Origin of the sequence: Lactobacillus xylocopicola, assembly GCF_033096005.1 — a bacterium.
Taxonomy (GTDB): Bacteria; Bacillota; Bacilli; order Lactobacillales; family Lactobacillaceae; genus Lactobacillus; species Lactobacillus xylocopicola.
On record NZ_AP026803.1, the window covers coordinates 162,880 to 188,948 of the forward strand.

At 40.9% G+C, this 26,069-nt stretch carries 23 protein-coding genes; 18 read left to right on the top strand and 5 right to left on the bottom strand.

Features of this window, described 5'->3' with window-relative positions:
• Positions 1-66 precede the first annotated feature (66 nt).
• The 9 genes from R8389_RS00830 to R8389_RS00870 all read left to right on the top strand — a co-directional run bounded on the left by R8389_RS00830 (position 67) and on the right by R8389_RS00870 (position 10,161).
• A complete protein-coding gene (locus R8389_RS00830) occupies positions 67-681 on the top strand; it encodes an ECF transporter S component (protein WP_317637625.1) in 615 nt (204 codons plus the stop codon).
• Positions 682-858: 177 nt separating this feature from the next.
• The gene (locus tag R8389_RS00835) at positions 859-1,608 is read left to right on the top strand and encodes an ABC transporter ATP-binding protein (protein ID WP_317638219.1); all 750 of its coding nucleotides are present in this window, start codon (positions 859-861) and stop codon (positions 1,606-1,608) included.
• Positions 1,609-1,618: 10 nt separating this feature from the next.
• Positions 1,619-3,424, top strand: coding sequence for an ABC transporter permease (locus tag R8389_RS00840; protein ID WP_317637626.1), 1,806 nt, complete (start codon positions 1,619-1,621; stop codon positions 3,422-3,424).
• Positions 3,425-3,461: 37 nt separating this feature from the next.
• Complete coding sequence (locus R8389_RS00845) at positions 3,462-5,276, top strand: FtsX-like permease family protein (protein WP_317637627.1); 1,815 nt, start codon at positions 3,462-3,464, stop codon at positions 5,274-5,276.
• Between the two features lie 317 nt (positions 5,277-5,593).
• Positions 5,594-6,790 (top strand): ABC transporter substrate-binding protein, encoded by a 1,197-nt coding sequence (locus tag R8389_RS00850; RefSeq protein ID WP_317637628.1) that lies wholly within the window; start codon positions 5,594-5,596, stop codon positions 6,788-6,790.
• Positions 6,791-6,822: 32 nt separating this feature from the next.
• Complete coding sequence (locus tag R8389_RS00855; RefSeq protein ID WP_317637629.1) at positions 6,823-7,701, top strand: branched-chain amino acid ABC transporter permease; 879 nt, start codon at positions 6,823-6,825, stop codon at positions 7,699-7,701.
• 8 nt (positions 7,702-7,709) lie between these two features.
• Positions 7,710-8,663, top strand: a complete 954-nt coding sequence (locus R8389_RS00860) for a branched-chain amino acid ABC transporter permease (RefSeq protein WP_317637631.1) — start codon at positions 7,710-7,712, stop codon at positions 8,661-8,663.
• 4 nt (positions 8,664-8,667) lie between these two features.
• Complete coding sequence (locus R8389_RS00865; RefSeq protein WP_317637632.1) at positions 8,668-9,450, top strand: ABC transporter ATP-binding protein; 783 nt, start codon at positions 8,668-8,670, stop codon at positions 9,448-9,450.
• Positions 9,451-10,161, top strand: a complete 711-nt coding sequence (locus tag R8389_RS00870) for an ABC transporter ATP-binding protein (RefSeq protein ID WP_317637633.1) — start codon at positions 9,451-9,453, stop codon at positions 10,159-10,161.
• Positions 10,162-10,258: 97 nt separating this feature from the next.
• Here the strand turns inward: R8389_RS00870 and R8389_RS00875 are convergent, their stop codons facing one another.
• The 3 genes from R8389_RS00875 to R8389_RS00885 are packed head-to-tail and all read right to left on the bottom strand — an operon-like array spanning position 10,259 to position 12,400.
• Positions 10,259-11,110, bottom strand: coding sequence for a class I SAM-dependent methyltransferase (locus R8389_RS00875; RefSeq protein ID WP_317637634.1), 852 nt, complete (start codon positions 11,108-11,110; stop codon positions 10,259-10,261).
• Positions 11,111-11,135: 25 nt separating this feature from the next.
• Positions 11,136-11,780, bottom strand: a complete 645-nt coding sequence (locus R8389_RS00880) for a histidine phosphatase family protein (protein ID WP_317637635.1) — start codon at positions 11,778-11,780, stop codon at positions 11,136-11,138.
• Between the two features lie 23 nt (positions 11,781-11,803).
• Entirely contained in the window at positions 11,804-12,400 is a 597-nt protein-coding gene (locus R8389_RS00885) for a zinc metalloprotease (protein WP_317637636.1), read from the bottom strand.
• A 212-nt stretch (positions 12,401-12,612) separates the two neighbouring features.
• On the opposite strand from R8389_RS00885, the gene helD reads away from it, so the two are divergent.
• The 4 genes from helD to efp all read left to right on the top strand — a co-directional run bounded on the left by helD (position 12,613) and on the right by efp (position 17,041).
• On the top strand, positions 12,613-14,907 hold the full coding sequence (gene helD, locus R8389_RS00890) for an RNA polymerase recycling motor HelD (RefSeq protein ID WP_317637637.1): 2,295 nt from the start codon (positions 12,613-12,615) through the stop codon (positions 14,905-14,907).
• A gap of 8 nt (positions 14,908-14,915) precedes the next feature.
• Positions 14,916-15,389: a GNAT family N-acetyltransferase gene (locus tag R8389_RS00895; protein WP_317637638.1), complete on the top strand. Its 474-nt coding sequence runs from the start codon at positions 14,916-14,918 to the stop codon at positions 15,387-15,389.
• A gap of 43 nt (positions 15,390-15,432) precedes the next feature.
• Positions 15,433-16,347 (top strand): type I pantothenate kinase, encoded by a 915-nt coding sequence (gene coaA / locus R8389_RS00900; protein WP_317637639.1) that lies wholly within the window; start codon positions 15,433-15,435, stop codon positions 16,345-16,347.
• Positions 16,348-16,468: 121 nt separating this feature from the next.
• The gene (efp, locus tag R8389_RS00905) at positions 16,469-17,041 is read left to right on the top strand and encodes an elongation factor P (RefSeq protein ID WP_317637640.1); all 573 of its coding nucleotides are present in this window, start codon (positions 16,469-16,471) and stop codon (positions 17,039-17,041) included.
• A 91-nt stretch (positions 17,042-17,132) separates the two neighbouring features.
• Here the strand turns inward: efp and R8389_RS00910 are convergent, their stop codons facing one another.
• The gene (locus tag R8389_RS00910) at positions 17,133-18,011 is read right to left on the bottom strand and encodes a helix-turn-helix domain-containing protein (protein WP_317637641.1); all 879 of its coding nucleotides are present in this window, start codon (positions 18,009-18,011) and stop codon (positions 17,133-17,135) included.
• Complete coding sequence (locus R8389_RS00915; protein WP_317637642.1) at positions 18,008-19,474, bottom strand: sugar porter family MFS transporter; 1,467 nt, start codon at positions 19,472-19,474, stop codon at positions 18,008-18,010. The genes R8389_RS00910 and R8389_RS00915 overlap by 4 nt, the downstream gene beginning before the upstream one ends.
• Before the next feature lie 627 nt (positions 19,475-20,101).
• On the opposite strand from R8389_RS00915, the gene R8389_RS00920 reads away from it, so the two are divergent.
• From R8389_RS00920 to R8389_RS00940, 5 genes are all read left to right on the top strand, one after another.
• Positions 20,102-21,502, top strand: a complete 1,401-nt coding sequence (locus tag R8389_RS00920; protein WP_317637643.1) for a sugar porter family MFS transporter — start codon at positions 20,102-20,104, stop codon at positions 21,500-21,502.
• Positions 21,503-21,536: 34 nt separating this feature from the next.
• Positions 21,537-22,460, top strand: a complete 924-nt coding sequence (gene iolE / locus R8389_RS00925; protein WP_317637644.1) for a myo-inosose-2 dehydratase — start codon at positions 21,537-21,539, stop codon at positions 22,458-22,460.
• Positions 22,461-22,506: 46 nt separating this feature from the next.
• Positions 22,507-24,366, top strand: coding sequence for an FAD-binding protein (locus R8389_RS00930; RefSeq protein ID WP_317637645.1), 1,860 nt, complete (start codon positions 22,507-22,509; stop codon positions 24,364-24,366).
• Between the two features lie 147 nt (positions 24,367-24,513).
• Entirely contained in the window at positions 24,514-25,215 is a 702-nt protein-coding gene (locus tag R8389_RS00935) for a hypothetical protein (protein WP_317637646.1), read from the top strand.
• Positions 25,205-26,062 (top strand): isocitrate lyase/PEP mutase family protein, encoded by an 858-nt coding sequence (locus R8389_RS00940; protein ID WP_317637647.1) that lies wholly within the window; start codon positions 25,205-25,207, stop codon positions 26,060-26,062. Before R8389_RS00935 ends, R8389_RS00940 begins: the two co-directional genes overlap by 11 nt.
• The last annotated feature ends 7 nt before the right edge of the window (positions 26,063-26,069 follow it).

Below are 26,069 nucleotides of genomic sequence, written 5' to 3' on the forward strand. Positions count from 1 at the left end.
AGCAGGATAATTGCGGGCCCGTACATTTAGCACTATAATTAATCAAGTGATTTTAAGGAGGAAACCATGCAAAAAACCCAAACCCGCAACCTGGCGATTACGGCCCTCTTTGTTGCATTATTTTTATTACAGACTTTTGTTCCTAATATTGGCTACATCAGGATATTGCCAGCTTTGCCGGCCATCACCACCGTACCCTTGACAGTTGCCGTCTATTCCTTATTAATGGGGCCTAAAGCGGGCACCCTATTTGGCTTGTTTTGGGGCTTAATGCGGTTGTTTCAAGCGTACACGCAACCGGGCGATATGGTTAGTTTAATGTTGTTTCAGAATGTTTTCATTGCGATTGTTCCTAGTGTTTTTGCTGGTTTGCTACCGGGGCTTATTGGACGTATCTTTGCCAAAAAATCAACCCAGGCCCGTGAAGTTAGCTATGTGTTAGCTGGTGCCGCTACTTCTTTAGCTAATACCATCTTCGTTATTCTGCTCACTAGCCTGTTTTTTATGGACAGGTCAACCCAACTACTTGGTTATATGGGTAACTTCAACCAGGGCACTCCGCTGATCCTGGCACTTGTAATTGCGCTAGGAATGAACGGCTTGATTGAAGCTGTTTTTACTGCAGTACTAACCCCGTTGATTGTCACTCCGTTAAAAAAGATGTTAAGGCGTTTGCAGTAAGTTTTACAGTAAAAGTATCAAACCGACTAGCTGGTCTGTACTAATCATCAAAAGATAAGGCTCTTTTAAAAGAGCCTTATCTTTTTTTAATAAATAAATTGACAAATCCCAGTCATTGAATTAGTGTATTAGATATATAATACAAAGCAATAGCAGAAAGGAATAATTATGACTGAGATGACAGAAATTTTACGGGTCGACCAAGCCACTAAAACCTACGGAAAACGCGGAGAAAAACAGTATCAGGCGCTCAAAGGTATTAACTTTGCAGTTGTAGCGGGTGAATTTGTAGCCATTATGGGCGCCTCAGGATCCGGTAAAACGACCTTACTAAATATTTTATCAACTTTGGATAAACCGACCACGGGTCATGTTTTTATCAATCATGAAGACAATAGTACACTAAATGCTAACCAGTTGGCTGACTTTCGGAGTAGGCAGATTGGTTTTATCTTTCAAGATTTTAACTTGTTAGAGAACCTAACTAATCGCGAAAATATTGCCTTGCCGTTGACCTTGCAGGGCATGGCAAGTAACCGGATTGATCCACTAGTTGACAAGATTGCTACTAGATTAGGAATTGAAGCAATTTTGGCTAAGTATCCGGTTGAGGTATCAGGTGGCCAAAAGCAGCGGGTGGCTGCGGCCAGGGCCCTAGTACATGAACCAGCCATCTTACTAGCAGATGAACCAACTGGGGCTTTAGACTCAAGGAGTGCGCGTGAGTTGCTTGATACGATGGCTGACTTAAATCAGCATGATGGCATTACAACCTTGATGGTAACGCACGACCCCTTTGCTGCCAGTTTTGCCAGTCGCATTTTGTTCATTAAGGATGGGAAAATTGGTACGCAATTGCTCAAAGATGGGTTGCCGCGGCAGCAATTTTATCATCTGTTGATTGACCACCTCGGAACGGCGGAATAAGGAGCTAGCAATGGTTTGGAAACTAGCTATGACAGGGGTTAAAAGTCGCCTTAAAGATTACTTGGTTTTGTTTTCGGGCTTAGCTGTTGCGAGCATGACCTTTTATATGTTTCTGACAATCGCCATTAACCCAGCTTTTATTACTCAGGATGTTGAGGCACCGAGCAACTATTTGAACTTTATCTTTACTTTTGGCATTGTCTTGTTGGTGATAATTGCCTTGGTATATCTGATTTATGCAAATTCATTCTTGCTCAGCCTGCGGCAGCATGATTATGGTATGTTCATGATGCTAGGCGCTAAAAGCAGCCGAATAGGTCTTTTGATTTTTGGCGAGACGCTGATTATCGGTCTTGTTGCAACGGTGATCGGAATTGTTTTAGGTTTTGGCTTGACGGGCTTGGTTTCGCAGTTACTAATCAAGAAGTTGGAGTTACCCATTAGCCATTTTCAGGTGATTTTACCGCAGGCCGTGCTCTGGACAATCATCTTCTTTATTATCATGTTTAGCTTGGGAGCGCTCCGAAACGCGCGCAAGTTAACGCATACCCCGGTGATTAAGCTGCTGCGTGAAGACCAAGAACCGGTTAAAATCAAGTCTCGCCCGCTGGCCCAGGCCGTTGAGGCCGTTCTTGGCCTTACTTTACTAGCAGCCGGCTACTTCATTCTGAGCCTACCCGGTAGTCAGATTTTCTTTATTATTCCAACGGCTCTAATTACGATTGTGGTTGGTTCTTACTTAACTTTTAAGGCCTTTTTCAGTGCATTGATCAATTTTTTGCTGCGGAAGAACAGTTTTTCTTATCACGGCTTGCGGATGTTTACACTAGGGCAGTTAAAGTTTCGCCTGCGTGAATATACCCGGATGTTGACGATGATCTCGCTACTTTTTGCGCTTGCCCTTGGTGCTATTACGGTTGGTCTGAACTTTGATACGCTCAAGGAACAGGCCAAGGTTAGCACCTACTATGACACAACTTTGGTCAGCAATTCGGCCCTAGTGCAAAAAGAAGTGGCTAAATTAACCCTGAAGAGTCAGCAAACTTATCATTACAAAGAGACTAGCCGCTTCCTTTACTTTAAGCAGACCGAATTTACCGGCAAGCCGATCAAAAACGCCCATTTTTACCTAAAAAACGGGAAACCTGGCTATCGCATTGAAAGCTTGCCCGTAGCCAAATTAGCTGTAGCAGGTACTAGGGCTAATAATGTTTTTTCAACAATGATTCCTAACGGTCTACAGAAAAAAATCCGCTTAGTTCCAGCAGCTAAGTGGCGGGAACTGAAGGGCCAGAATAAATTCATCTCCTTGCTGAAGGTGAAAGACTTTGACCGTGATTACACTACTTTATTAAAAATTCAAAAAGCGCAATTGCAGGAAAATCGCCATTATTCCTACCTCTATGACAATAGTAAACCAAGTAACTATAGCTTTATTGTTCATTTCAGCGCTGGCTTTGAATTTATGGGCTTTTTCCTCGGGTTTGCCTTTTTGACGATGCTTGCTTCGACTTTGATGTTCAAGGTCTTAAGTGGGGCAGCAGCTGATCGTAGTCGTTACCAGATGCTCCACCAGCTGGGCGCCCGCAATCAGCTACTTGGCCGGTCAATTACCCAAGAATTGGGGACGCTGTTTCTTTTGCCCGGGCTCTTAGGCGTGGTTGATGTGCTCTTCGGACTCAAGCTATTTAGGGTTTTCCTACCGGATCCATACAACAATATCTGGATTCCCTTTACCGTCTTTTTCATTCTGTATCTTTTTTACTACTTCATAACAGTGAAACTCTATAAAAAAATCGTTTTGAACTACAGGTGAAATTATCCCCGTTATCAGTGCTTAATAAGGAGAAACAATGATTTGGAAATTATCCCTAACCGGAATAAGAAAAAGACGTAAAGATTACATGGTGTTGTTTTCCGGTTTAGTTGTTGCCAGTATGATTTTTTACATGTTCTTGACAATTGCAACTAATCCAGCCTTTATTTCTCAGGATATTCGGGCGAAGACCAGTTTTTTAAACTATATCTTTATTTTTGGTCTGGTCTTGCTGATGATTATTTCATTTGTCTATCTGCTATATGCTAATTCCTTCTTACTGAGTATGCGTCAGCACGACTACGGGATGTTTATGATGTTAGGCGCAAAAAACAGTAGAATCGGTCTCTTGATTTTTGGTGAGACACTGTTGACGGACCTCTTGGCGGTCTTTGTTGGAATTGTGTTGGGTTTTGGACTGACTGCCGCCGTGGCCAAAATGCTGATCGATCAGCTAAGCTTGACCATTGGCCACTTTCAGGTAGTCTTGCCGACAGCTATTTTGGGTACTCTGGCTTTTTTTGTTGTAATTTTCTTTCTAGTTGCTCTGCACAACGTCTACAAGTTAACCCACAGCCAGGTAATTGACCTCTTACATGAAGACCAAGCTCCAGTTAAGTTCAACCGTCATCCAATATTGCACGGACTTGAGGCCATCCTTGGTATCGTCTTGCTGGGGGCGGGCTACTACTTTATGGCGATGAAACGTAATGAAATTTTTATTCTCATTCCGGCGGCCTTGGTTACGATTGTGACTGGTTCTTACTTTATCTTCAATGCTTTTTTCAGTGCGCTTACCAGTGCTTTGCTCAAACGCAGGAGCTTTTCTTATCGGGGCATCAGGATGTTTACGCTGGGTCAACTGAAATTTCGCTTGCACGACTATACCCGTGTGCTAACGATGATCTCCTTGCTGTTTGCCCTGGCTTTAGGTGCTATCACGGTAGGACTTAACTTTAGTACTCTGAAAAACGAGGTGATAAAGAGTAGTTATTACGATACCACTCTTGTTAGTGATGCGCCTGCCGTGAAAAAAGAAGTGGCCAAGCTGACCGTTAAAAGCAGAGATACATATTATTATAAGGAAAATAAGAAATACCTATACTTTAACCGTGCCGACTTTGTTAACCATCCAATCAAAAATAAGACCATGATTGATCAAGCAGATAATCGTAGTTTTCCCGCTTACCGGGTTCAGACGCTACCAACGGCTAAGCTGGCTGTTCCAGAGACTGAGGCCAATAATACCTTTAGTTTTATGGTTCCTAACGGTGTATCCAAGAAGATTCGCCTATTGTCAAAGAAAAAGTGGCAGCAGCTTAAGGGTCAAAGTAAATTTGTTTCCTTCCTCACGGTGCAGGACTTTAAACATGATTATGCAACGATAATGCAGATTCAAAAGTTACAGTTAAAGGAGCAAGCATCTTTAACCAGTATATACTATACGCCCCTAAATAAAGTGAATGCTTATTCAGAAATGAATGCTTATAGCAGTGGTTTTGAATTCATGGGTTTCTTCCTGGGCCTGGCTTTTTTGACCATGCTCGCTTCTACTTTAATGTTTAAAGTGCTAAGCGGGGCAAGAAGTGACCGCATTCGTTATCAGATGTTGTCCAAAATGGGGACACGAGTGCAGGTGTTGCGGCGATCAATTAACTGGGAGATCGGAACGTTGTTTTTGCTACCAGCTCTTTTGGGCGTGATTGATGTGCTTTTCGGTCTTAAGCTCTTTTATTACTTTTTGCCTTATCCTTACAGCAATATTTGGATACCATTTACGCTCTTTGCAGTCTTATACTTGTTCTACTACATATTAACGGTTAAGCTCTACGAAAAAATTGTGCTACAGTAAAAACTTTTTTAGAATAAGCTTGACAGATAAAAATGGTTTGCTTATAATTCTAAGCATTAGATTAAATTTTGAGGAGGAACTCTTAATGAAAAATGTAAATATGACAAAAAAATATATCAGAAAGATTTCTGCCCAAGATTTAATTACCTTGTTGTTGCGGCATAGGACTTAGCGAGCAAAACACTTTAGTGATTTGACCAGGTTAAGCCCTTGTTTGCATTCTTGATGATTGGGGCTTAAGTAACAGCTAATTTAAACCTCATTCATCGAGTTGAATGAGGTTTTTTGTAACCACGTTAGTTTGAAATAGGAGAAAGATGATGAATAAAATCATAAAGGGAGTAATGAGTACTGCTATTGCAGGAATGGCGGCCATGATGATGACTGGTTGTGGCGTTGCGAAGAATAGTAGTAACGGCACTCACCAAGATAGTAAGGTGATCAAGCTGGGGGTCAATATGGAGTTGTCCGGTGCAGTAGCGGGTTATGGAAATGCTGAGAAGCAGGGGATTCAACTGGCCGCTGACGAAATCAATAAGAATGGTGGAATTGATGTTAACGGCCACAAAAAGAAAGTTAAACTGATTATTCGAGATAATAAGAGCTCGCTTGCAACTTCTTCATCGGTTGCAGCGCAACTTACAACCAAAGACAAGGTTGCAGCGGTTGTGGGACCTGCGACTACTAATATGGGTACGGCTGAAATTCCTAATATTACTAAGGCAGCTGTTCCTTTCGTTAGTCCTTCTGCAACTGATCCTAAATTTACCTTACAGAAAAATGGTCAAGTTCATAAGTATGTTTTCCGAGCTTGCTTCCAAAATAACTTCCAGGGCAAGAGCGCGGCCAAGTTTGTTACCAATAAGTTAAAAGCTAAGCGAGTAGCCATTTATGCTGATAATTCAAGTGACTATGGGACCGGATTAGCTAAGGCCTTTAAAGATGTCTATCAAGGAAAGGTCGTTGACAGCCAGACATACGCAGCGGGAGACAAGGATTTCAACGCGGTTTTAACTTCATTTAAGGCCAAAAAGCTTGATGCTATTTACATTCCAGGCTATTACACTGAAGTTGGTTTAATTGTTAAGCAGGCTCGTCAAATGGGTATCAAAATTCCTATTGTTGGTGGTGATGGCTTAGCCGATCCGAAATTTGCTCAAATTGCTGGTAGTCAAAATGCCACTAATGTGTATTACACTACGCCATTTTCAAGACAGGTTGCAGCTAAAAATAAGCGTGCAACTGAGTTTATGAAAGCTTTCAAAGACCGCTACAATGAGGAAGCGCCGACTTTTTCAGCTTTAGCTTATGATGCGGTTTACATGGTTAAAGCTGCAATTGAAAGTGAAAAATCTGATGATTCCACGAAGATTAGGGCTGGTCTAGCGAAGATCAAGGATTTCGATGGAATTACTGGCCGAATCACGATCAATAAAACGCATGATCCGGAAAAACCAATTGCAGTCGAAAAAATGACTAATGGAAAAATAAGCAACGCATTTAGTGTGGAATAAACGGAATTGTTTAACGTAAAGGAGCAATCAATTTGCAAACAATTTTACAGCAAATCATTAATGCCCTCTCATTAGGTTCGATTTATGCTCTTTTAGCCCTTGGCTATAGCATGGTCTATGGAATCATCAAGTTAATTAACTTTGCTCACGGTGATATTTATATGCTTGGCGCATTTTTTGCCTATTTTGCAATTAACGCCTGGCACTTTAACTTTTTACTAGCCTTATTGTCAGCTATGGTAATTAGTGCCATCAGTGGCGTTGTAATTGAATATTTAGCCTATCGGCCGCTACGCAAGTCTCCTAGAATTGCAGTTTTGATTACTGCAATTGGGGTATCATTCTTGCTTGAGAATGGGATGTCCTACTTTGTTGGTTCTAATGCGCGTAGTTTTCCTCAAGTCATAGAACAGGTTAATTATGAATTTGCTGGAGTGCAGATATCTAATATTCAACTGCTTATTTTAGCTACGGCATTAACCTTGATGGTACTGTTACAAATGATTATTAAAAAAACTAAAATGGGTCGAGCAATGCGGGCTGTGTCAGTTGATCCAGAAGCAGCTGAACTGGTTGGCGTAAACGTTAATCATACGATTTCCTTTACTTTTGCATTAGGTTCGGCTTTGGCTGGTGCAGCTGGGGTCCTGATTGGGATGTACTATAACCAGATTGATCCGTTAATGGGTATGACGCCAGGAATTAAGGCTTTTGTAGCTGCAGTGTTGGGTGGAATTGGTTCCGTTCCGGGCGCAGCCTTAGGTGGCTTCTTAATTGGAACGCTGGAAACCTTTTTCCAATCAATCGGTTTGTCAGCATACAAGGATGCAGTAGTTTACCTGACTTTAATCGTCATTTTGCTCTTTTTACCGGCTGGCATTTTTGGCAAGAATACTAAAGAGAAGGTTTAGGTGGCAGAATGAAAAAGAACTGGAAATACAGCCTGTGTTGGTTAGTCTTGCTAATAGCTGGTTTTTACTTGATAAATACCTTGATAATGTTCGGCGTGATTGATGATTTTATTGAAAACATGTTAGTCACAATTGGTATTAATATTATTTTGGCGACGGGCTTAAACCTGATTATTGGTTTCAGTGGTCAATTTTCGCTCGGACATGCCGGTTTTATGGCCATCGGGGCATATACAACGGCAGTTATCACGCAACATATAACCAGCGAACTAGGCTTCATACTTTCCGTATTGGTTGGCATGGTTTTAGCAAGCGTGATTGCGGCAGTAATTGGGACTGCCACCTTTACCCGCTTAAAAGGTGACTATTTAGCAATCGCTACCTTAGGTGCAGCAGAAATCATTCGTAATGTAATTAATAATTTAAAAATCACGGGTGGTTCTGCTGGAATGTTTAATATTCCGCAATTATGTTCATGGCCAACAGTTTATCTTTTAGTCTGCCTGACGACGATTGTTCTGACTAACTTTATCCGCTCGCTCGATGGTCGAGCAATTAAAGCCGTCAGAGAAGACGAGTTGGCAGCAGAAGCAATGGGCATTAACACGACTAAATGGAAATTAGCGGCCTTTGTCATAGGTGGCGCTACGGCTGCCATTGCTGGTAGCTTATCTGCTTCTTATGTGCAAACAATTTCACCTTCAAACTTTGGTATTATGGAATCTATTTCAATCTTGGTGATTGTGGTCCTAGGGGGCGTTGGCAGTATGACGGGAACAATACTGGCAGCAATCGTTCTAGGAGTTTTGGATACAATCTTGCAAAACTTTGGTGCCCTAAGAATGGTGATATACGCTATTGTTTTAATTGTCATGATGATTTTCAAGCCATCCGGATTATTAGGAAATTGGGAGTTTTCATTGAAAAACATCGGTCACTTTGGCAGGCAGGAAAGGGGCTAAATTCATGGAACACTTATTACAAGTTGAGCATGTTGTGCGTAAGTTTGGTGGCTTGACTGCCGTTAATGACGTATCGCTGCACTTAGACCAGCATGAACTTGTTGCCCTAATCGGTCCTAATGGTGCTGGGAAAACCACCTTATTTAACCTATTAACCGGCATGATACCGGTAACTAGTGGCAAAATTGACTTAACAACAGAGCAGTCGCGTTACGATTTAACGCGTAAGAGCCCAGTCCAGATTGCTGAATTAGGCCTATCCCGGACTTTTCAGAACATTCGCTTGTTCAAAAGCCTGACGGTAATGGATAATGTGCTTGCTGCAATGACCAACCAGTACAAGGAAAACTTCGTGACTACCATTATGCGCCTACCTGGATTTTATCGAACCGAAGAGGAAATGAGGGTAGCTGCTAAGCAACTCCTAGATTTGTTTGACTTAACGAATTATGCGACCACGCCGGCAGATAAGCTGCCTTATGGTACACAGCGGCGTTTGGAAATTGTGCGGGCCTTGGCCACCCATCCCCAAATCTTGTTTTTAGATGAACCGGCAGCAGGGATGAATCCAGAGGAAACAGCTGATCTGACCAATCTAATTAAGCATGTTCAGGAAGAATTCCAGATTACGGTTCTCTTAATTGAGCATGATATGTCCTTAGTAATGAATCTGGCTGAGCGGATATATGTGCTTGACCAAGGTCAGATTCTGACTGCGGGCCCACCGGAAGAAGTTAAGTCAAATCCAAAAGTGATTGAGGCCTACCTAGGCGAGGGGGAAGATTAGATGGCGATGCTCGAGGTACAAAATCTATCGGTTAGTTATGGAGTTATCCAGGCCGTTAAGGATGTTAGCTTTGACATCAATGAGGGCGAGATTGTTACGCTAATTGGAGCCAATGGTGCGGGTAAGTCAACTATTGTTAAGACTATTTCAGGCTTACTTAAACCCCAGAACGGTCAGATCACTTATCAGGGGCAGGATATCGTTCACCGAAAAGCCCCGCAGGTTGTGCAGGCTGGTATTTCTCAAGTTGCTGAAGGACGTCATATTTTTGCTGAAATGACCGTTAAGGAAAACCTGCAACTAGGTGCTTTTTTGCAAAAAGATCACGATCAGACGGATAAGACTTACAAGGAGATCTTCGAACGCTTTCCGATTTTACAAAAACGACAAAATCAAGATGCGGCTACCCTGTCAGGTGGTGAGCAGCAGATGCTGGCTATTGGCCGCGCACTGATGGCTAAACCTAAGCTGCTTCTACTCGATGAACCTTCGATGGGGCTATCACCGCTTTTTATCAAGGAAATCTTTACAATCATCAAGGAGTTAAATGAACGAGGCACAACTATTCTGTTGATTGAGCAGAATGCCAAGCAGGCGCTAGCAATTGCAGACCGGGGTTACGTCTTGGCGACGGGCAACGTGCAGTTAACCGGAACGGGTAAGGAGTTGCTGGCTAATCCAGAGGTACAACGAGTATACTTTGGTGGCTAAATAACAGTGCGATAAAGCATCAAAAGGGGGCTAAGACCGCGTTTCTTGCGAGTCTAGCCCCTTTTTTGTCCTAATAATAACTGCTGATCATTTGAAGTTATGGCTTTTGGGCAACAACCGAAAAGGTCAGCGGAAATTGCGGCGAAGTGGCCGGTAATTCCCAGCCCTCATGATCTTTGCTGTAAATTAAAGATGGCAAGGCTTGCCAGTCAGTGATCCGGTGTTCTCCGACGTTTTTAATGGTCAGACCAGCTCCAATCAATGAATTAATAATTTCTTGAAAGTCATGGGCCCAGTTGTGGTTAACTTGATGGTTAATCTTGCCAGCTGAGTTTGAAGTATAAGAAGAATCTGACTCATATGTGTCTTCCGTGCCGCTGAAATAATCCTGTTTTATTTCTAAGCCGGCATTCTCCAGCGCAAATAGCAGCGGGTGGTTGTCGCGAATCATGAACACACCGCCAGGAGCCAGTAACTGCGCAATTGATTCTGCCCAAGACTTTAATTCAGGTAACCAAGTAATTGTTCCGGCGCTGGTCACAATTGCATTAAACTGGGCTAACTGTTCCGGCATAGCCTGTGCTGCTAAGCCGGCATCTCCTTCTACATAAGTGATGGGAATTTGTGCTGCTGTTGCTAATTTGCGAGCAGCCGTTAGAGCAACCGGTGAAAAATCCAATCCGTAGACGTCACTAGCCCCAAGGCGGGCCCAACTGAGGGTGTCATCACCGATATGGCACTGCAGATGCAAGAGATGTTGGCCAGTTAGTTTTTGGTCAGGTAAAAAGGGTCGAATGACGGCCAAGTCCCGCTTAACTGTTGCAGTGATTGCCTGTTTGTTGCTTGCAAAAGCGGCCAGATCACCATAGCCGCCGTTAGCATGGACTACTGCTCGATCATTCCAGTTATTAAGGTTGTCGGTTAAGTCGATTTTAGTATGATGGTTCATTTTTGCTCCGTAGTGAGTCAAGTAATCACAGTTTCAACTTGTTATAAGCAACGACTTTTTTCTCCTTGTCGGTCATGGTCATAATGGTTACGGAAGAATTCCTTGGTCCCTGACTAATGTCAAAGTTGCCATAACGTGCCGCTATGCTACGAATGGTAAAGCCGTGGGTAACTAGCAGAATGTTTTCAGCGCCATCAAGTTGATCGATTAAGTTGAAGCCTTGGTCGAGCCGGGTCCAATATTCTTCGGCGTTTTCGGCATCATGGAAGGGGTCGGCTGCTTTGATCCAGTCTTTCACTGTGTCAAGGGGCTCATTTTTAAATAAGTCATAATGATTTTGATAGCCATGAGGTCCTGCGATCATACGCCAGGCCATGTCAGTATCCATGCCCTCGAAGTAACCGTAAAAGTGTTCGCGAAAAAGGGGCGAGGCGATATGTTGGAGTTCATCATGGTTTGTATTATGGCTGATGATTAAAGCGCAAGTGTCGCTGGCACGTTTCAGGTCACTGGACAAGGCGATGTCAAAAGGAACTTCCCTTAGCATTTCACCGGCTTGGTTGGCCCCAGCAATTCCTTCCTCGGTGAGTGGGGTGTCACACCAGCCTTGCATCTTGTTGTAGCGGTTAATATAGGTTTGACCGTGGCGCACCAGATAAATTCTCTTCATTATGTCATTCCCTGAATTAATGCTTATTTTTTGTGGTAAAGTTTTTTGACGTGTTTAATATCAATTGGCTGAATCGGGTAAGTAGACCCCTTGTAGTACATTACAGAATGGCCCTTAGTATGCTTCAAGCCGATAGCGTGCCCCAGTTCATGTTCTACTGTATTAACAACGCGGTCATAGCTATAATCGTATGGTGAAAAGTTTTGTAAAAAGTAAGTGTTTAATTCAACTTTGGCAAAGTATAGAATGTGATTTCGAATATAATAATTAAACCAAGTATAGCCAGCGTATGTAGAATATGGACTATATGTTGGCGAAATAACAATGTTAGCTTTCTTCTTATTTTTAGTCTTTTTAAAGGTAAATGCTCCAGTATCGTTCCAAGTAGCGATAGCCTCATTAGTAGCCGAAATCAGGTCGGTGTTATGGTTCAAATCTAGATAAACTGTGGCTTTAGGCTTGGCCCATCGAATTTTTTTACTCTTCTTTTTTGCCAAGACTACTTGTGATGGTTTATTTACTAGTAATTCATTAGTTAGAGGTTCAATGCTACCGCCTAGGGCTATGGCTGCCATAACTGCGCAAACTAGTTTTAATGAAAAACGACGAAATATCTTCATAGTTTAAATAACTCCAGTATAAATTATAAATAATCAAAATTGGTTAAGGTATGAATAAAATAAATGCTAATTTAACCTTAATACAATAAATTATAAACGAAAATTCATAAATTGTCATGAATTATTCAAATCCACAGCAATTGACCCGTGAATTATATATAAATCTGATTTCATGTTAAAATAGTAGGCAAGTTTTGAAATTAGGTGACTTTATGACAAAAACGATGGATGATAAACAATTTGAACAAAAGCATCTCGACCAAATCTTAAAAATGATTAGGGCCAAGCAGGCCGAGCTATCCGCGTCAATTCAGTCTGCTGAAGGAGAAGCTAAGAACCTTAATTCACATTTTTTTGATGATGTAAAATTGGATTATGATGGTTATTCAACTTCAATGGAAACTGCCCTATCCATTCACCAGCAGCAACAACTGCTTGATGAGCGCGAGCACGCCTGGCAACATGCGGCTAGACAATTGAGTACGGTCAAAAAATTAGTCCAAAAACCCTATTTTGCCCGGGTTGACTTCCAAGAGGGTAGTGCAGAACCGGAGACCATATATATTGGCTTAGGCTCTTTTGCTGACCAGAATGACCATTTTTTAATTTATGACTGGCGCGCACCTATTTCGTCAATTTATTATGATGGTAAACTAGGGCAAGTCTCCTACATGTCACCCGAAGGCGAAATTACCATAGAAATGACTAAAAAGCGGCAGTTCATGATTGAAGACGGTAAGATTGTCAACATGTTTGACACCAACGAGTCAATCGGTGACCAGATGCTGCTGGAGGTCTTGGGCGAAAAGTCGAGCACACAGATGAAGTCGATTGTGACGACCATCCAGCGTGAACAGAATAAAATCATCAGAAATACCAGCGCCGACTTGCTCTTCGTTCAGGGGGCCGCCGGTTCAGGTAAGACCTCGGCAATCTTGCAACGTATTGCCTACCTGCTGTACCGTTACCGGGGCAACTTAACTAGTAGCGATGTAATCATGTTTAGTCCCAACCAACTCTTTAATGACTACATTAAAAATGTGTTGCCAGAGATGGGTGAGCAAAACATGGTGCAAATGACCTATTGGCAGTTTGTTGCGCGCCGTTTGCCGGGGATGCAGGTCGAAAACCTGTTTGATCAGTTTGAAGATGATAATGCCAATTCGGCTATTAGTCAGTTCAAGGATTCTACCAGTTTCTTCAAGCTGCTGGATCACTATACCAAGCGGCTCAACCAGCGCGGAGTGATTTTTAAGAACATTTATTTTCGCGACCATAAGCGGCCATTTTTCACTAAAGAAAAAATCAGTGAGCTGTATTACTCATTCAATGATAATTACAACTTAAGTAACCGAATTGACGCAACGCGTGAAGAGTTAATTAAAGCACTCAACCGCAAGATTAACGCTGAGACGAAGAAGAACTGGGTGGTGGATACAATCCAAAGTCTGAGCCAGGAGCAGTTAAATGAGTTGTATGACCGGCCCGACCAGGAATTTGATTCTGAAGAGAAAGAGGAAAAATTTCTGAGCCGCAAGATTGTCATTAAGGCACTAGACAAGGTCTTCCAACAAATTAGGCGTAATAACTTTGTTAATATGCGCGCGCAATATTTGCACTTCTTACGCACCGTGCCAAAGATGACAGCTCTTTCCAAGTGGCATATTAGTTCAACTGATTGGGCGGAGCACGTGGCAAGCGTCAAAGAATCCTTCATGAAGCATGACATTCATATGAATGATGTTTCGGCCTACCTTTACTTGTATGACTTAATTACTGGCCGCCAGGTTGACTATGAGATGCGTTACGCCTTTATTGATGAGATTCAGGATTACACCCCGTTTCAGTTGTGCTACCTTAAGTATAACTTCCCTCGGGCAAAGTTTACGATGCTGGGCGATTTGAACCAGGCAATCTTTACCAAAGATGAAAGTCGTAATTTACTTAAACAGATTAATGGCCTGTTTGATCCTGAAAAGACTGTCGTGGTTCAGCTAACTAAGTCCTATCGGTCAACCAAACAATTGACTGACTTTACTAGGCAAATTCTGCGTCAAGGTGAAAAGATTGAAGCCTTTGACCGGCAGGGACCCAAGCCGGTATTTTGGGGCCGTCAGACCACTACTGCAGCCATCGATGTCATCGACCAGTTGCTAAAAGAAAACCAGCAGGCTAACTTAACAACGACAATTATCGCCAAGGATTTGGCCGCCGCGAAGAAAGTTGCTCAGAAGTTAAAGGATCTGGGCACTAAAGTTACGTTAATTGCTACGGCTAATCAGCGGTTGGCCGTGGGTACGCTGGTTATTCCGTCCTACTTGGCTAAGGGATTGGAATTTGATGCCGTCATTATGTGGGGGGCTTCTGCAGCGAACTACCACCGCCTCGATGAAACCCAGCTCGTATATACGATTACCTCGCGTGCGATGTACAAGCTTGACCTCGTGTACACAGGAGCGCGAAGCCCGCTGCTTGAAGTTGATCAAGGAACCTTTGAAGAAAAGTAGGTATAATAATGCAAAAAGCTCCCACTAATTTTACTTTTAAAAAAATTTCTGAGATGTCCGGTCGTGAAGTCTTTTGTCTCGCCCGTCTGCGGGTTGACACCTTTGTGTGTGAGCAAAAAATCACGGACCCCGAGTTGGATGACCAGGACCTAGAGGCCATTCAAATTTTTGCACTGAATCAAGCTCAAACTAAGGCACTGGCAGTTTGTCGGGTGTTCCAAGAAGATGGTAAGTGGATGCTTGGTCGGGTCGCAGTTGCCCGTGCAGCCAGGGGACAGGGACTAGGAAGAAAGATGATGGAGCAAGTGCACGAGTATTTGAAGCAGCACGGCGTTGAACGGCTGTACTGTCATGCTCAATTACAGGCTAAACCATTTTATGATTTTCTAGGTTACAAAACGACGGGCGCTAACTTTTTCGAAGCTGGCGTCGAGCACGTCATGATGTATAAAGATTTAAAAGACAAAAAAGCGCGTGAGTAGGTGATTTTAATAGTCACTGCTGAAAATATGAAGGACGAGGTTGATGAAGAATTACTTACAATTCAGTCGTGATGACTGGGCTCAACTTGCTACTAGTGACCAGGTTAAAATTTCGCCAGCAGAATTGGCCAAGCTTAAGTCGCTGGGAGATGTCATCAATCTAACGGATGTACAGCAAATTTATGCTAGTTTAATTGCCTACATTGATTTGGCCTACCAGGAGAAGCGCGAGTTGCAGCAAAAGCAGCGTGTCTTTTTGCGGCAAAAAGTTGCAGGTGCGCCCTTCATCATCGGTATTTCTGGGTCGGTGGCCGTAGGCAAGTCAACCACTGCCCGCTTGCTGCAGGTGCTATTGAGCCGGACTGAGGCAGATTTGCAGGTGCACTTGATGACCACAGACGGCTTCCTTTACCCAAACCAGGAGTTAAAGCGGCGCGGTTTGTTTGATCGTAAGGGTTTCCCCGAGAGCTATAACATGGCCATGCTTAGTGATTTTTTAAAAGATGTGCTTAGTGGTAAGGAAGACATCGCCTACCCGTTATACTCGCAAGAGTTAAGTGACATTGTGCCGGGAAAATATGGTCATGTAAAGCGGCCCGATATTCTGATCATTGAAGGAATTAACACGCTGCAATTACCAACCAACGGGCAGATTGTTACCAGTGATTTTTTTGACTTTTCCATTTATATTGATGCGGCTGAAGACTTGATTGAAAAATGGTTTATGCAGCGCTTTGTACGGGTACTTGAACTAAATAAGCATAATCCCCAGAATTTCTATTATGAAATGGCCAATGGACCTCGCGGAGCTGCCCTGCAACTGGCTCAGGACACCTGGCAGATGGTCAACCTGGTCAACCTACGCGAGTATATTGCACCGACCAGGCAACGGGCCGACCTGATTTTGCATAAAACGGCAGGTCATTTGATTGATCGGATCTACCTGAGACAATTTTAATTTGTTATAATTAGTGCTATGAAGACGATATATTTACTATTAATCAAAAAATTCGCATTGCCGCCCGCGTGACTCTTTTTTGTTTTGGTTATTTTTAAGTGAAATTAAGGGAGAATAAACAATGGTACAGGCAATTAACTTAAAAAAGGGTATGGTTTTCAGTCAAGCCGGCAAGATGATTCGAGTACTGAAGGCTAACCACCACAAGCCTGGCAAAGGCAACACTGTTATGCAGATGGACTTGCGTAATATTGAAAGCGGTGCGGTTGTGCATAAGACGATGCGGCCAACGGAAAAGGTTGAATTAGTTGACATGACCAAGAAAAAAGCCCAGTTTTTATATAATGAAGGCGATGTTTATACCTTCATGGATACAGAAACTTACGAACAATATGAAGTTACTAGTGAGCAACTCGGAGATGACCGCTTATATTTAATGCCTAATATTGACGTCCAGTTAGAATTTGCCAATGGTAGCAAACTACTTGGAGTTGAGCTGCCAGCTACGGTTACGATGAAGGTCGTCCATACTGAACCAAGTATTAAAGGTGCAACGGTTACCGGTTCGGGCAAGCCAGCTACAATGGAGACTGGCCTGGTGGTTCAGGTACCTGACTTTGTTAAAGACGGCGAAGAACTGATTATCAATACCAGCGAAGGTGCTTACAAGGCACGTGCCGAGAGCGGAAGATAAAACAAAATTTCAACACAAAAGAGCTACAATTTTAAATTGTAGCTCTTTTGTGTTGAGGCTGTTTAGATTTAAAAAGTTGCTTTTAACAAGATTAGTAGTATTTTTTCCTAAATTTTCCTGGTGACATCCCCGTAGCTTCCTTTATCTTTTTATAAAGATGTGACGCATCAGTAAAACCACAGGAGATAGCTATTTTTTCTAAAGGTATAGTAGGATCTTTTACTAGTAAACTTTCAGCCGCCTTAATCCGAATATTTAACAGATAAGCGTGGATGCTTATCCCGGTATATTTTTTAAAATCTCGAGATAATTGTGAGTAACTCATTGAGCATTTTAGGGCAATGTCTCTTACCGTTATTTTTTGACTAAAATTTTGCTCCATGTATTCTGCAGCGCTATGAATATAGCTGGGAATAGAATGAAAATCGCTAGAATAATTAGTGATTTGGTTTTCTTGGGTAACAGAAAGGTTGCAAATTAAGTTATAGGTTAGATTAGATAAGAATGGTTCATTTTTTCCATCGGAATTAGTCGATATTAACCTAAAAATTCTAGTAAATAAATTTTCGATATTTTTACGAGGAGAAAAAACGGGTAGCGCATTTTCTGTGATTTTGTTAAATATTTTTTGCATGAAGGGGCTATTAAAGTGTAAAAAATAAAACTCACTATCAGTAACCGCTTTATAAAAATTAGGCTCTTTACAATCTAGCAATACTATTTGATTTTTTGCGTGAAATTCTTGATTATGGAAGTAGAATTTCATTTCGCCTTTATATATGTAGATATATAAAAATGAATCCATAAAATCTCTTTTTACTTCATAGGGATAGCTAACATGGTATTCGGCTCCAAACATTGGATAAAAATATATTTCATGCGCTAAATCACTAGGATTATTATAAAAAATACCCTTTTCAACTGTAACACCGGTTTCTTTTTCGGGAATAAAATCTTGATACTTATTCATTTTATTCCTTCTCCATCATCTAATTGGTGGTGTTTTTGTGGCTCATAGCCATCTTGAAATCCTGATTGAAGTTCTTCAAGTGATTTTCCCTGGGTTTCTGGTATAAATTTAATAGCATATAATAGTGAGACAACGTTGAGAATTGTAAATACCACGAACGTTTTGCCCAGTCCAAGATGTTCAAGCAGGATGGGGAAGAGGTAGCCAACTAAGAAATTAGATAGCCATAAGAAGAATGTCGCAATTCCCATGGCCATTCCGCGAATCGCTTGTGGAAAAATTTCTGATAATAGTACCCACACTATCGGTGATACACCGCCTTGGAAAAATATCAGGAAAATTGCCATTAATAACAGCATGACAAACGGGAAAATAAAACTTCCTTTGAGGAAAAATGATAAAACGCTAATCGTTAACATTGTAATGGTTGTTCCACAGATGGCGGTAATGACCATTTTTCGTCGATTAACTACGCCCATTATCCGGATACTTGCAATAGTTGCGAGCGTTGAAATAATACCATTACTGATATTTGCTATTAAAGCTGCGGAATGACTAAATCCAGCATCACTTAGTACAGTAGTTCCGTAAAACATAATGATATTAATTCCAATTGCCTGCTGCATTATCCCTAAGCCGATACCAATTAGAATTAAACGACGAATCCAGGGCGTTTTTAGGTCCTTAAAAGTAACTTTTTTCTGTTTGCTATTTGCTGTTAAAGAAACTTTTATTTGAGCAATTTCAGCTACTGCGGTCTTTTTACTATCACGTATTTTTTCTAAGTTATGCAAGGCCTGCTGGTCATTATGTTTAGTAACTAACCATCTTGGCGATTCAGGTACCCTGTTTATTCCAATTAAGAGCAAAATTTCAGGAATTAACCCAACCGCTAGCATGTATCGCCAAATGCCGCTATAACTGCCTAGTAATACTCCAAATAAGGCATTAATAATATAGGAAAGTAATTGCCCAACAACAATCATCAATTCATGATGATTAACAAATTTTCCTCTAATTTGTGGAGTTGATAACTCAGCCAGAAAGACAGGGCTGATAACAGACTCAGCCCCCACTGCTAATCCTAAAACAAAGCGACATAAAATCATTACATATGCATTAGGAGCAAAAGTACAGCCAAGAGTCCCTAAAATAAAAATCCAAGCCGAGTACATTAAAATACGTTTTCGGCCAAAGTGGTCTGAAAGTTTCCCACCAATTATTGCCCCAAATGCCGCGCCTAAAGTTATCCCACTAGTGACTAGACCTTCGTCTGAAGCATTTAGGTTGAGCTGACTTGGTTTACTCATAAAAGTCAAGGAACCATTGGTGGCTCCGGTATCGATTCCAAAAAGCAAGCCGCCTAGGGTAATTATCCAGCCATAAGTCTGTAAATTAACCATTTTTTTATTGGTTGTAATTATGTCTTCCGATTTGGAAGTTGTATTTTGATTGTTATTCATTTAATCACCATCTCTAATTTAAAAACAAATCAGTTCAGTGATGTAATCATTTGAAAATAGGCTTGAGCTTAATTTATCCATTTTTTGTTTTTTTTGCAAGTGTACCCGCTTTCAATAAGTGGAACTTATAAGTAGGGAGCTGTGCTATGTAAGTGTTAGATAGAACTATCTTATTTTCATAATTATTTTTCTTTTAAGCAGCAAACTTGACTAGACTGTTATTTTAACCCTTTTATTTGGATAATAAGTGATAAAAAGTACATTTATTAGCTGCAAAAATACCTTGACTTTTTAAATATCTTTTATAAAAAATAAATAACTCGGATTTATAATTTAGTTTAGGTTTTTGTATTTTTAAGATAAATATTTAAAAACCCTATTATAACAAGCATAAAGTAAAAATAACTAAAGTGTAATTACTAGCCAATAAGTTAATCTGATAAAAACGCTTGCAAAAAACAAAGTCGATTTTACAATACACTTAAGTGATTGCAATCACGAAGAAAATAGGTTTAAGAGTCTACATTAACTAGACTTTTATTATTCGTTCAAAAAATATGGTTAGCTTTTGTTAATATGTTGCAATAGCTCTATAGAACATATTGTAGAAAAAATGGAGATTGCAAAATGCAAGAAAAAAGTTATGAGAATAATCATCATGGTTATTTAGTTCTAGTTGCATGGATTGCATGTATGGGGGCGCTTTGTTTCGGCTTCGATACTGGGGTTGTAAACGGGTCGCTTGATTTTATGGCAAAACCCGGTCAGTTAAACTTGTCAGCATTTGAACAAGGAATTGTTTCGAGTGGATTAACCTTTGGTGCAGCTTTTGGTGCAGTTTTTGGTAGTCCATTAAGCGACCGATTAGGTCGTAAAAAACTGATGATTTGGTTAGGCATACTGTTTACACTGACTGCCTTGGGCTGTGGCTTTGCACCTAATACAGCAATTTTAATCGTTTTAAGAATTATCATGGGCCTGGCAGTAGGGGCGACCTCTGCGCTAGTGCCCGTATATTTAGCAGAAATATCACCGGCGAAAGAGCGCGGTAAGTTTGTCAGTATGAATCAATTATTAATCGTTGGTGGTCAAGGCCTCTCATTTTTGATTAATGCTATTTTGGGTAATACCCTTGGTGTTCATGATGCAGCTGTATGGCGGTTGATGCTCGGTGTCACAGCTATTCCTGGAATATTGCTGTGGTTTGGAATGTATCTTGTGCCTGAGAGCCCGCAATGGTATGTCAATAAAGGAATGTTTGGGGATGCTCTAAAAGCTCTTTACAGAGTTAGGAGTAAGGCACAAGCAGAAGCAGAAATTGATGACTTAAAGAAAAATGCTGAAGCCTTGCAGCAAGAAAATGCCGAAAAAGCTTCCTTCAGAGATTTTAAGAAACCGTGGATTTTACAAATTGTTATTACTGGTTCGCTGTTGGGGATTTTTCAACAATTTGCCGGCATCAATTCTGTTATGTATTACGGCACCAAAATCTTAACGTCTGCTGGCTTTGGTAGCAATACATCACTGTACATGAACATTGCAAATGGTGTCTTTTCAGTAATCGGTGCTATTGTCGGCATGTATACAGTAGATAGGTTAGGTAGAAAGCCTTTACTGTTAATTGGTTACATTTTCTGTTCGATTGCTTTAATTGTTATCGCCCTGATTGGTAGTTTTGCACTACATACTTCTTGGGCCCCATTCGCAGTCCTAGTTATTTTATTGATTTACATTGTTATTGATCAGGGTACGCTCGGTCCAGTTACTTGGCTGCTCAATTCTGAAATTTTTCCGGCGCGGTATCGCGGGTTAGGTACAGGTATTACAATTTTTGTTTTATGGATGGCTAACTTCATTGTTGGCTTGCTTTTCCCAGTTATTCTTTCTGTTTTAGGCATTTCATCATTTTATATATTTGCCGTATTCTGCTTGCTTGGCGCCTGGTTTGTTAAAGTTAGAGTTCCTGAAACCAAGGGAGCATCGCTTAGTAGCATTGAAGGCTTTTTCCATGAGAGATATGACAAATAAAGAAATTGTAGTTAGTTATTAAGGAGAAAATATTATGTCAAAATACGATATTAATAAAAATATTAAATTAGGTATTTGTCCGATTGGTTGGCGAAATGACGATATTCCATCTATTGGTGCTGAAAATACCTTTCCGCAACTTTTAAGCGATGCTGCACTTGCAGGCTTTAAAGGTGTAGAAGTGGGTGGCTTTTTCCCTGAAGCGAATGAAATCAACTATGAGCGAAAATTGCGCAACATAGAAATTGCTGGTCAATGGTTTAGCAGTTTTATCATTCGTGATGGAATTGACCAAGCAGCGGCAGATTTTGAGGAGCATTGTAAAAATCTCCAGGCACTTGGTGCCCATATTGCTACTGTGTCGGAACAGACATACTCAATTCAACAAACTAGTAAAAATATTTTCAAAGACAAGCCATATTTTACTGATCAGGAATGGGAAGAAGTTTGTGAGGGTTTAAATAAATATGGTGAGATTGGCAAAAAATATGGTGTTAAAGTGGCATATCATCACCATCTGGGAACCGGTATCCAAACTTTTGAAGAAACGAAAAGATTAATGGATAACACTGACCCAGAAAAAGTTAATTTGGTATTTGATACTGGTCATGCTTATGTGGCAGAAGGTGATGTTATGCCAATGCTTAACGCGTTTGTTGAGCGAGTCGTGCATGTTCACTTCAAAGATGTTCGTAAAGATAAAGAAAATGATTCTAGGGCAAGAGGATTGTCATTTCAAGATTCATTCATGAATGATATGTTTACAGTGCCTGGTGATGGCAGTATTGATTTCAGACCAGTCTTTAAGACTTTAGCCGATCATAAGTATACTGGGTGGATTATGGTGGAAGCCGAACAAGATCCCAAAAAACATAATCCTTTTGAAATGGCGGTAAAAGCACATGAATATATGGAAAATGAATTGTTTATGCCGTACGAAAAGAAAAATTTAAACTAGTTTTCGTCTAAGTTCCTTTTTAAAATAAAAGAGAGGTTTTAATAATATGATTTTTGATAAGTCCATTAAATGGGATAAAGTCTATGATGTAGTAGTATTGGGATTTGGTGGTGCAGGTGCCAGTGCAGCAAGATTTGCAGCAGACAAGGGGGCTAAGGTGCTGCTAGTCGATAAGGCTCCAGAGGGGCATGAGGGTGGTAATACTAGGTATTCCGGTCAAAATGTTGGTTACACCCCAGATCCGGTGAAATTCAGAACATACTACAAACAGCTTGCACAGGGCTTTCATATTGATAAAGATGTGGAAGATACAGTAATTAATGGCTTAGCAAATATGAAAGACTACTTTACAAAATATTTAGGGGTAAAGCCGTTTGTATTTGGAGAGCATCCTGAAGATAACCCGTTGACTCATACTGCTGACAACCAGACAACGGCCACACATCCAGAATTTACCGATTCGTCATCATCAGAATTAATGACGGTTCACAATGGTATGTTTGATTCTGCACTGTGGACTGTGTTAAGGGAGTTAGTAATAGACCGGGTAGATAATATTGATGTTTGGTATGACTCACCAGCCGTTCATATTATTCAAGCCCCAGACAAAACTGTAGTTGGTGTTCAAATTAACCGGAAGGGCAAGATAAGGAATATTGGTGCCCGTAATGGTGTGGTTCTTTCTACCGGTGGTTTTTCTAACAGTAAGATAAAAATTCAGGATTTTATTGGTGAACATCACTTAGCCCCAGTTGGTACACTTTATAATACCGGTGATGGTATTGATCTTGCTATTGAAGCGGGAGCTAGATTATGGCACATGACGACCTATAACTCAGCCGGAATTGTTGGCGATTTAACCTTACCAGTTAAAGAAGGGGAGCGTAGCATTTTCCAACCAGCTGATATTGATGCCAAGGAAATGTACACCGGAAGTATTTTTGCTGTTAGTGATGATGGTACAAGGTACTGCCGCGAAGATATTTTTAGTATTGAAGGCTGGTTTTACAATCACGGTCAATGGAGGACCCCACAGGCCCCAATTAAGCCGTATGTTATTTTTGACCAGAAGCAATATGAGCAGCTGGCCAAAATCGACCATATGCCATATCAACGTGCCTTGAAGAATTTTCTGATAAGTGCGGATAGTGTTGATGAACTAGCTAAGAAAATTGCTGTTGATCCTGAAACTTTAACAGCAACAATTGATACTTTTAATTCATATGCTGAATCTGGTAATGACCTAGACTTTCACAGGGCAACCGCTACCCTGGCGAGATTTGATGCAACGGATACTATTTATGCTTTGCCAATGGTTCAGTCTGTTGCTCAAACTCACGGTGGCCCAAAGCGAAACGGGCAAGCAGAAATAATGGATCCATTTAATAAAGCCATTCCCCATCTATATGGAGCTGGTGAATTAGGTGGAAATATTGTCAGAATTTACCAAGGTGGAGAAAATCTGGCAGACTGCTTAATCTTTGGTAAGGTTGCAGGTGAAAATGCTGCTGAAGAAAAAGCCGATAAATATGGTGTATTCAGCAGTGCCCCGGATGTTACTTCAGGTGCATCAGTCAAAGAAGATGCTGACTTGTTAAGCGATATGAAGAAAAAGTGCCGGGTTAAGTTAGATAAGAATCAATATTTAGGTACAAGTTCTGCCGGTATGGGTAATGAGATAGTTGTTCGTGTCACAGTAGATGATGATCAAAACATTAAGAACATTGAGGTTTTGCAAGAAAGCGAAAGCGAAGATTATGGTAAGCGTGCAATTAAAGCATTACCGAAGATAATGATTGAGAAAAACACTTATGACGTTGATGCAGTATCAGGCGCCTCCTCTTCTAGCCGGGCCATGAGAGAAGCGGTTAAAATGGCATTGGACAGTGCAAAAGAAAAAAAGTAATAAAGATTATAATGGCTAACAAATAATGTTTTGTTAGGATATCAAATTTTCTATAAAACTCGTAGTTAACTTTTTTCGGAATGATAAAAAATTTACATTCAGATAGCAAGTTCTACGAGTTTTTTGCTAGAAATGAGGTAATAAAGGATGTTAAAAGGGAAAATACCGGTTACAATTTCGGCAGATTTAATAAACAAGTTTAACCAGGATACAACTTTTTTTGTTAGCAGCAGATTATTGGCACTAATGACGCTAGGCAAAGAAAATGAAGGGCTAATAACAAGACGTGAGTACTTGCAATATTTTAATACACTGACCATTGAAACGGGAGCTAAATTAATTGCAGATGGACAGTCGGGCTTTGGTAACGAATTAAGTGTGTGGACCGCCGCAGCTGAATTAGGTCGAGCTGGAGCAAAATACTTAGTATTAAATGATCAAAAGTGGCCAGCAATTTCCGTGGGAATTTCTGGTGCAGTTACAGAACAAGCCTTTCTTAAAAAGGTTAGGGCGGCAATTTCTGGTGGTGAAAATTATGCTTTACAAGTTATTCCTAAGTTGGAGGGCATAAGTGCATACGGCTATGAAGGGCTTGTTGAGCGGATACAGTTGTTGCTGCAACTTGGGATACAACAAGTTATAGTCTCGCGGATAAGCAAAAAGGAACTCTTAAAACTAAAAACAGAAAGATTTAAAGATCACTTGGGCATTGCATTGGATGATTCAATGCTGTCGTTATCTGAAGCAGAAGCCATCAAGCCGATGTTTATCCTTTCTGTACAGCAGACGCTTAACCGGATTAATGCTATGAACGATGAGCTTTTAAGGGAGGATGATTATGCAAAATAAAGCAAAGATGATGCGGCTATCATTTAATAATCGTGTTCGAAATGGCAAAGAAATGCTGATCATGCCGGTTGTCGGGGATGGCTTATCGGCAAAAATTTGTGAAAAGTCAGGGGTTAAAGCTATTAATGTAACTGGTACAGCTATTAATTCCACTTATGGTAAGCCTGATATGGGTTTTGCTGATTTTTATACTTTATTTAATCAAGCTAAGGAAATAGTCGAAAATGTTGATATTCCAGTTTTATGTGATGTTGGGACGGGACATGGATTTCAAGCCAATATAGCCCGGACCACCTATAGTTATGAAGCTATTGGAGTTGCCGGAATCTATCTTGATGATGGAGTTTGGCCTAAGGAATGCGGCCAAATGGCCAAGACCATGATTGCACCAAGCTTAGAGGTAACGCAAAGAATCAGGGCAGCTGTTGCTGCGAGAAAACATCCGGATTTTACGATTATGGTTCATTCGGCCGCGCGAGCCAGCTATGAGCTAGACCAGGCTATTGATAAATTTCAAGCTTATATTGAAGCTGGCGCAGATATGTTATACGTTGACAAGCTTACTAGTGTCAAAGAGCTGCGCCAAGTCGCCCGCAAAATACCTAATGTACCTTTGTTTGTAAATCTTAATGGTTTAAGCCAACCAATTGATTACCAGGAACTGTTTAAGATGGGTTACGCCATGTCTACTTTTGATAATGAAGGACTGTATTCAAGGGTAGCTGGTGAACAAGCTGCTTTAAAAGGTGAACCATTTAATTTTAGTATGCAGAATCAAGCTGAAGGGTTTAAAAAAATAGTTGATACAGATAAAATGATTGAACTTGAAAGTAACTATGCTGAATAGTTTGGGA

What these genes read in the sequence shown, in the direction of transcription:
- helD (WP_317637637.1), top strand. Translation starts at nt 12,613, where the DNA reads ATGACAAAAACGATGGATGATAAACAATTTGAACAAAAGCATCTCGAC.
- R8389_RS00910 (WP_317637641.1), bottom strand. Translation starts at nt 18,011, where the DNA reads ATGAATAAGTATCAAGATTTTATTCCCGAAAAAGAAACCGGTGTTACA.
- R8389_RS00935 (WP_317637646.1), top strand. Translation starts at nt 24,514, where the DNA reads ATGTTAAAAGGGAAAATACCGGTTACAATTTCGGCAGATTTAATAAAC.
- R8389_RS00920 (WP_317637643.1), top strand. Translation starts at nt 20,102, where the DNA reads ATGCAAGAAAAAAGTTATGAGAATAATCATCATGGTTATTTAGTTCTA.
- R8389_RS00885 (WP_317637636.1), bottom strand. Translation starts at nt 12,400, where the DNA reads ATGAAGATATTTCGTCGTTTTTCATTAAAACTAGTTTGCGCAGTTATG.
- R8389_RS00860 (WP_317637631.1), top strand. Translation starts at nt 7,710, where the DNA reads ATGAAAAAGAACTGGAAATACAGCCTGTGTTGGTTAGTCTTGCTAATA.
- R8389_RS00835 (WP_317638219.1), top strand. Translation starts at nt 859, where the DNA reads ATGACAGAAATTTTACGGGTCGACCAAGCCACTAAAACCTACGGAAAA.
- R8389_RS00940 (WP_317637647.1), top strand. Translation starts at nt 25,205, where the DNA reads ATGCAAAATAAAGCAAAGATGATGCGGCTATCATTTAATAATCGTGTT.
- R8389_RS00880 (WP_317637635.1), bottom strand. Translation starts at nt 11,780, where the DNA reads ATGAAGAGAATTTATCTGGTGCGCCACGGTCAAACCTATATTAACCGC.
- R8389_RS00840 (WP_317637626.1), top strand. Translation starts at nt 1,619, where the DNA reads ATGGTTTGGAAACTAGCTATGACAGGGGTTAAAAGTCGCCTTAAAGAT.
- R8389_RS00850 (WP_317637628.1), top strand. Translation starts at nt 5,594, where the DNA reads ATGATGAATAAAATCATAAAGGGAGTAATGAGTACTGCTATTGCAGGA.
- coaA (WP_317637639.1), top strand. Translation starts at nt 15,433, where the DNA reads ATGAAGAATTACTTACAATTCAGTCGTGATGACTGGGCTCAACTTGCT.
- R8389_RS00930 (WP_317637645.1), top strand. Translation starts at nt 22,507, where the DNA reads ATGATTTTTGATAAGTCCATTAAATGGGATAAAGTCTATGATGTAGTA.
- efp (WP_317637640.1), top strand. Translation starts at nt 16,469, where the DNA reads ATGGTACAGGCAATTAACTTAAAAAAGGGTATGGTTTTCAGTCAAGCC.
- R8389_RS00875 (WP_317637634.1), bottom strand. Translation starts at nt 11,110, where the DNA reads ATGAACCATCATACTAAAATCGACTTAACCGACAACCTTAATAACTGG.
- R8389_RS00865 (WP_317637632.1), top strand. Translation starts at nt 8,668, where the DNA reads ATGGAACACTTATTACAAGTTGAGCATGTTGTGCGTAAGTTTGGTGGC.
- iolE (WP_317637644.1), top strand. Translation starts at nt 21,537, where the DNA reads ATGTCAAAATACGATATTAATAAAAATATTAAATTAGGTATTTGTCCG.
- R8389_RS00870 (WP_317637633.1), top strand. Translation starts at nt 9,451, where the DNA reads ATGGCGATGCTCGAGGTACAAAATCTATCGGTTAGTTATGGAGTTATC.
- R8389_RS00845 (WP_317637627.1), top strand. Translation starts at nt 3,462, where the DNA reads ATGATTTGGAAATTATCCCTAACCGGAATAAGAAAAAGACGTAAAGAT.
- R8389_RS00915 (WP_317637642.1), bottom strand. Translation starts at nt 19,474, where the DNA reads ATGAATAACAATCAAAATACAACTTCCAAATCGGAAGACATAATTACA.
- R8389_RS00830 (WP_317637625.1), top strand. Translation starts at nt 67, where the DNA reads ATGCAAAAAACCCAAACCCGCAACCTGGCGATTACGGCCCTCTTTGTT.
- R8389_RS00895 (WP_317637638.1), top strand. Translation starts at nt 14,916, where the DNA reads ATGCAAAAAGCTCCCACTAATTTTACTTTTAAAAAAATTTCTGAGATG.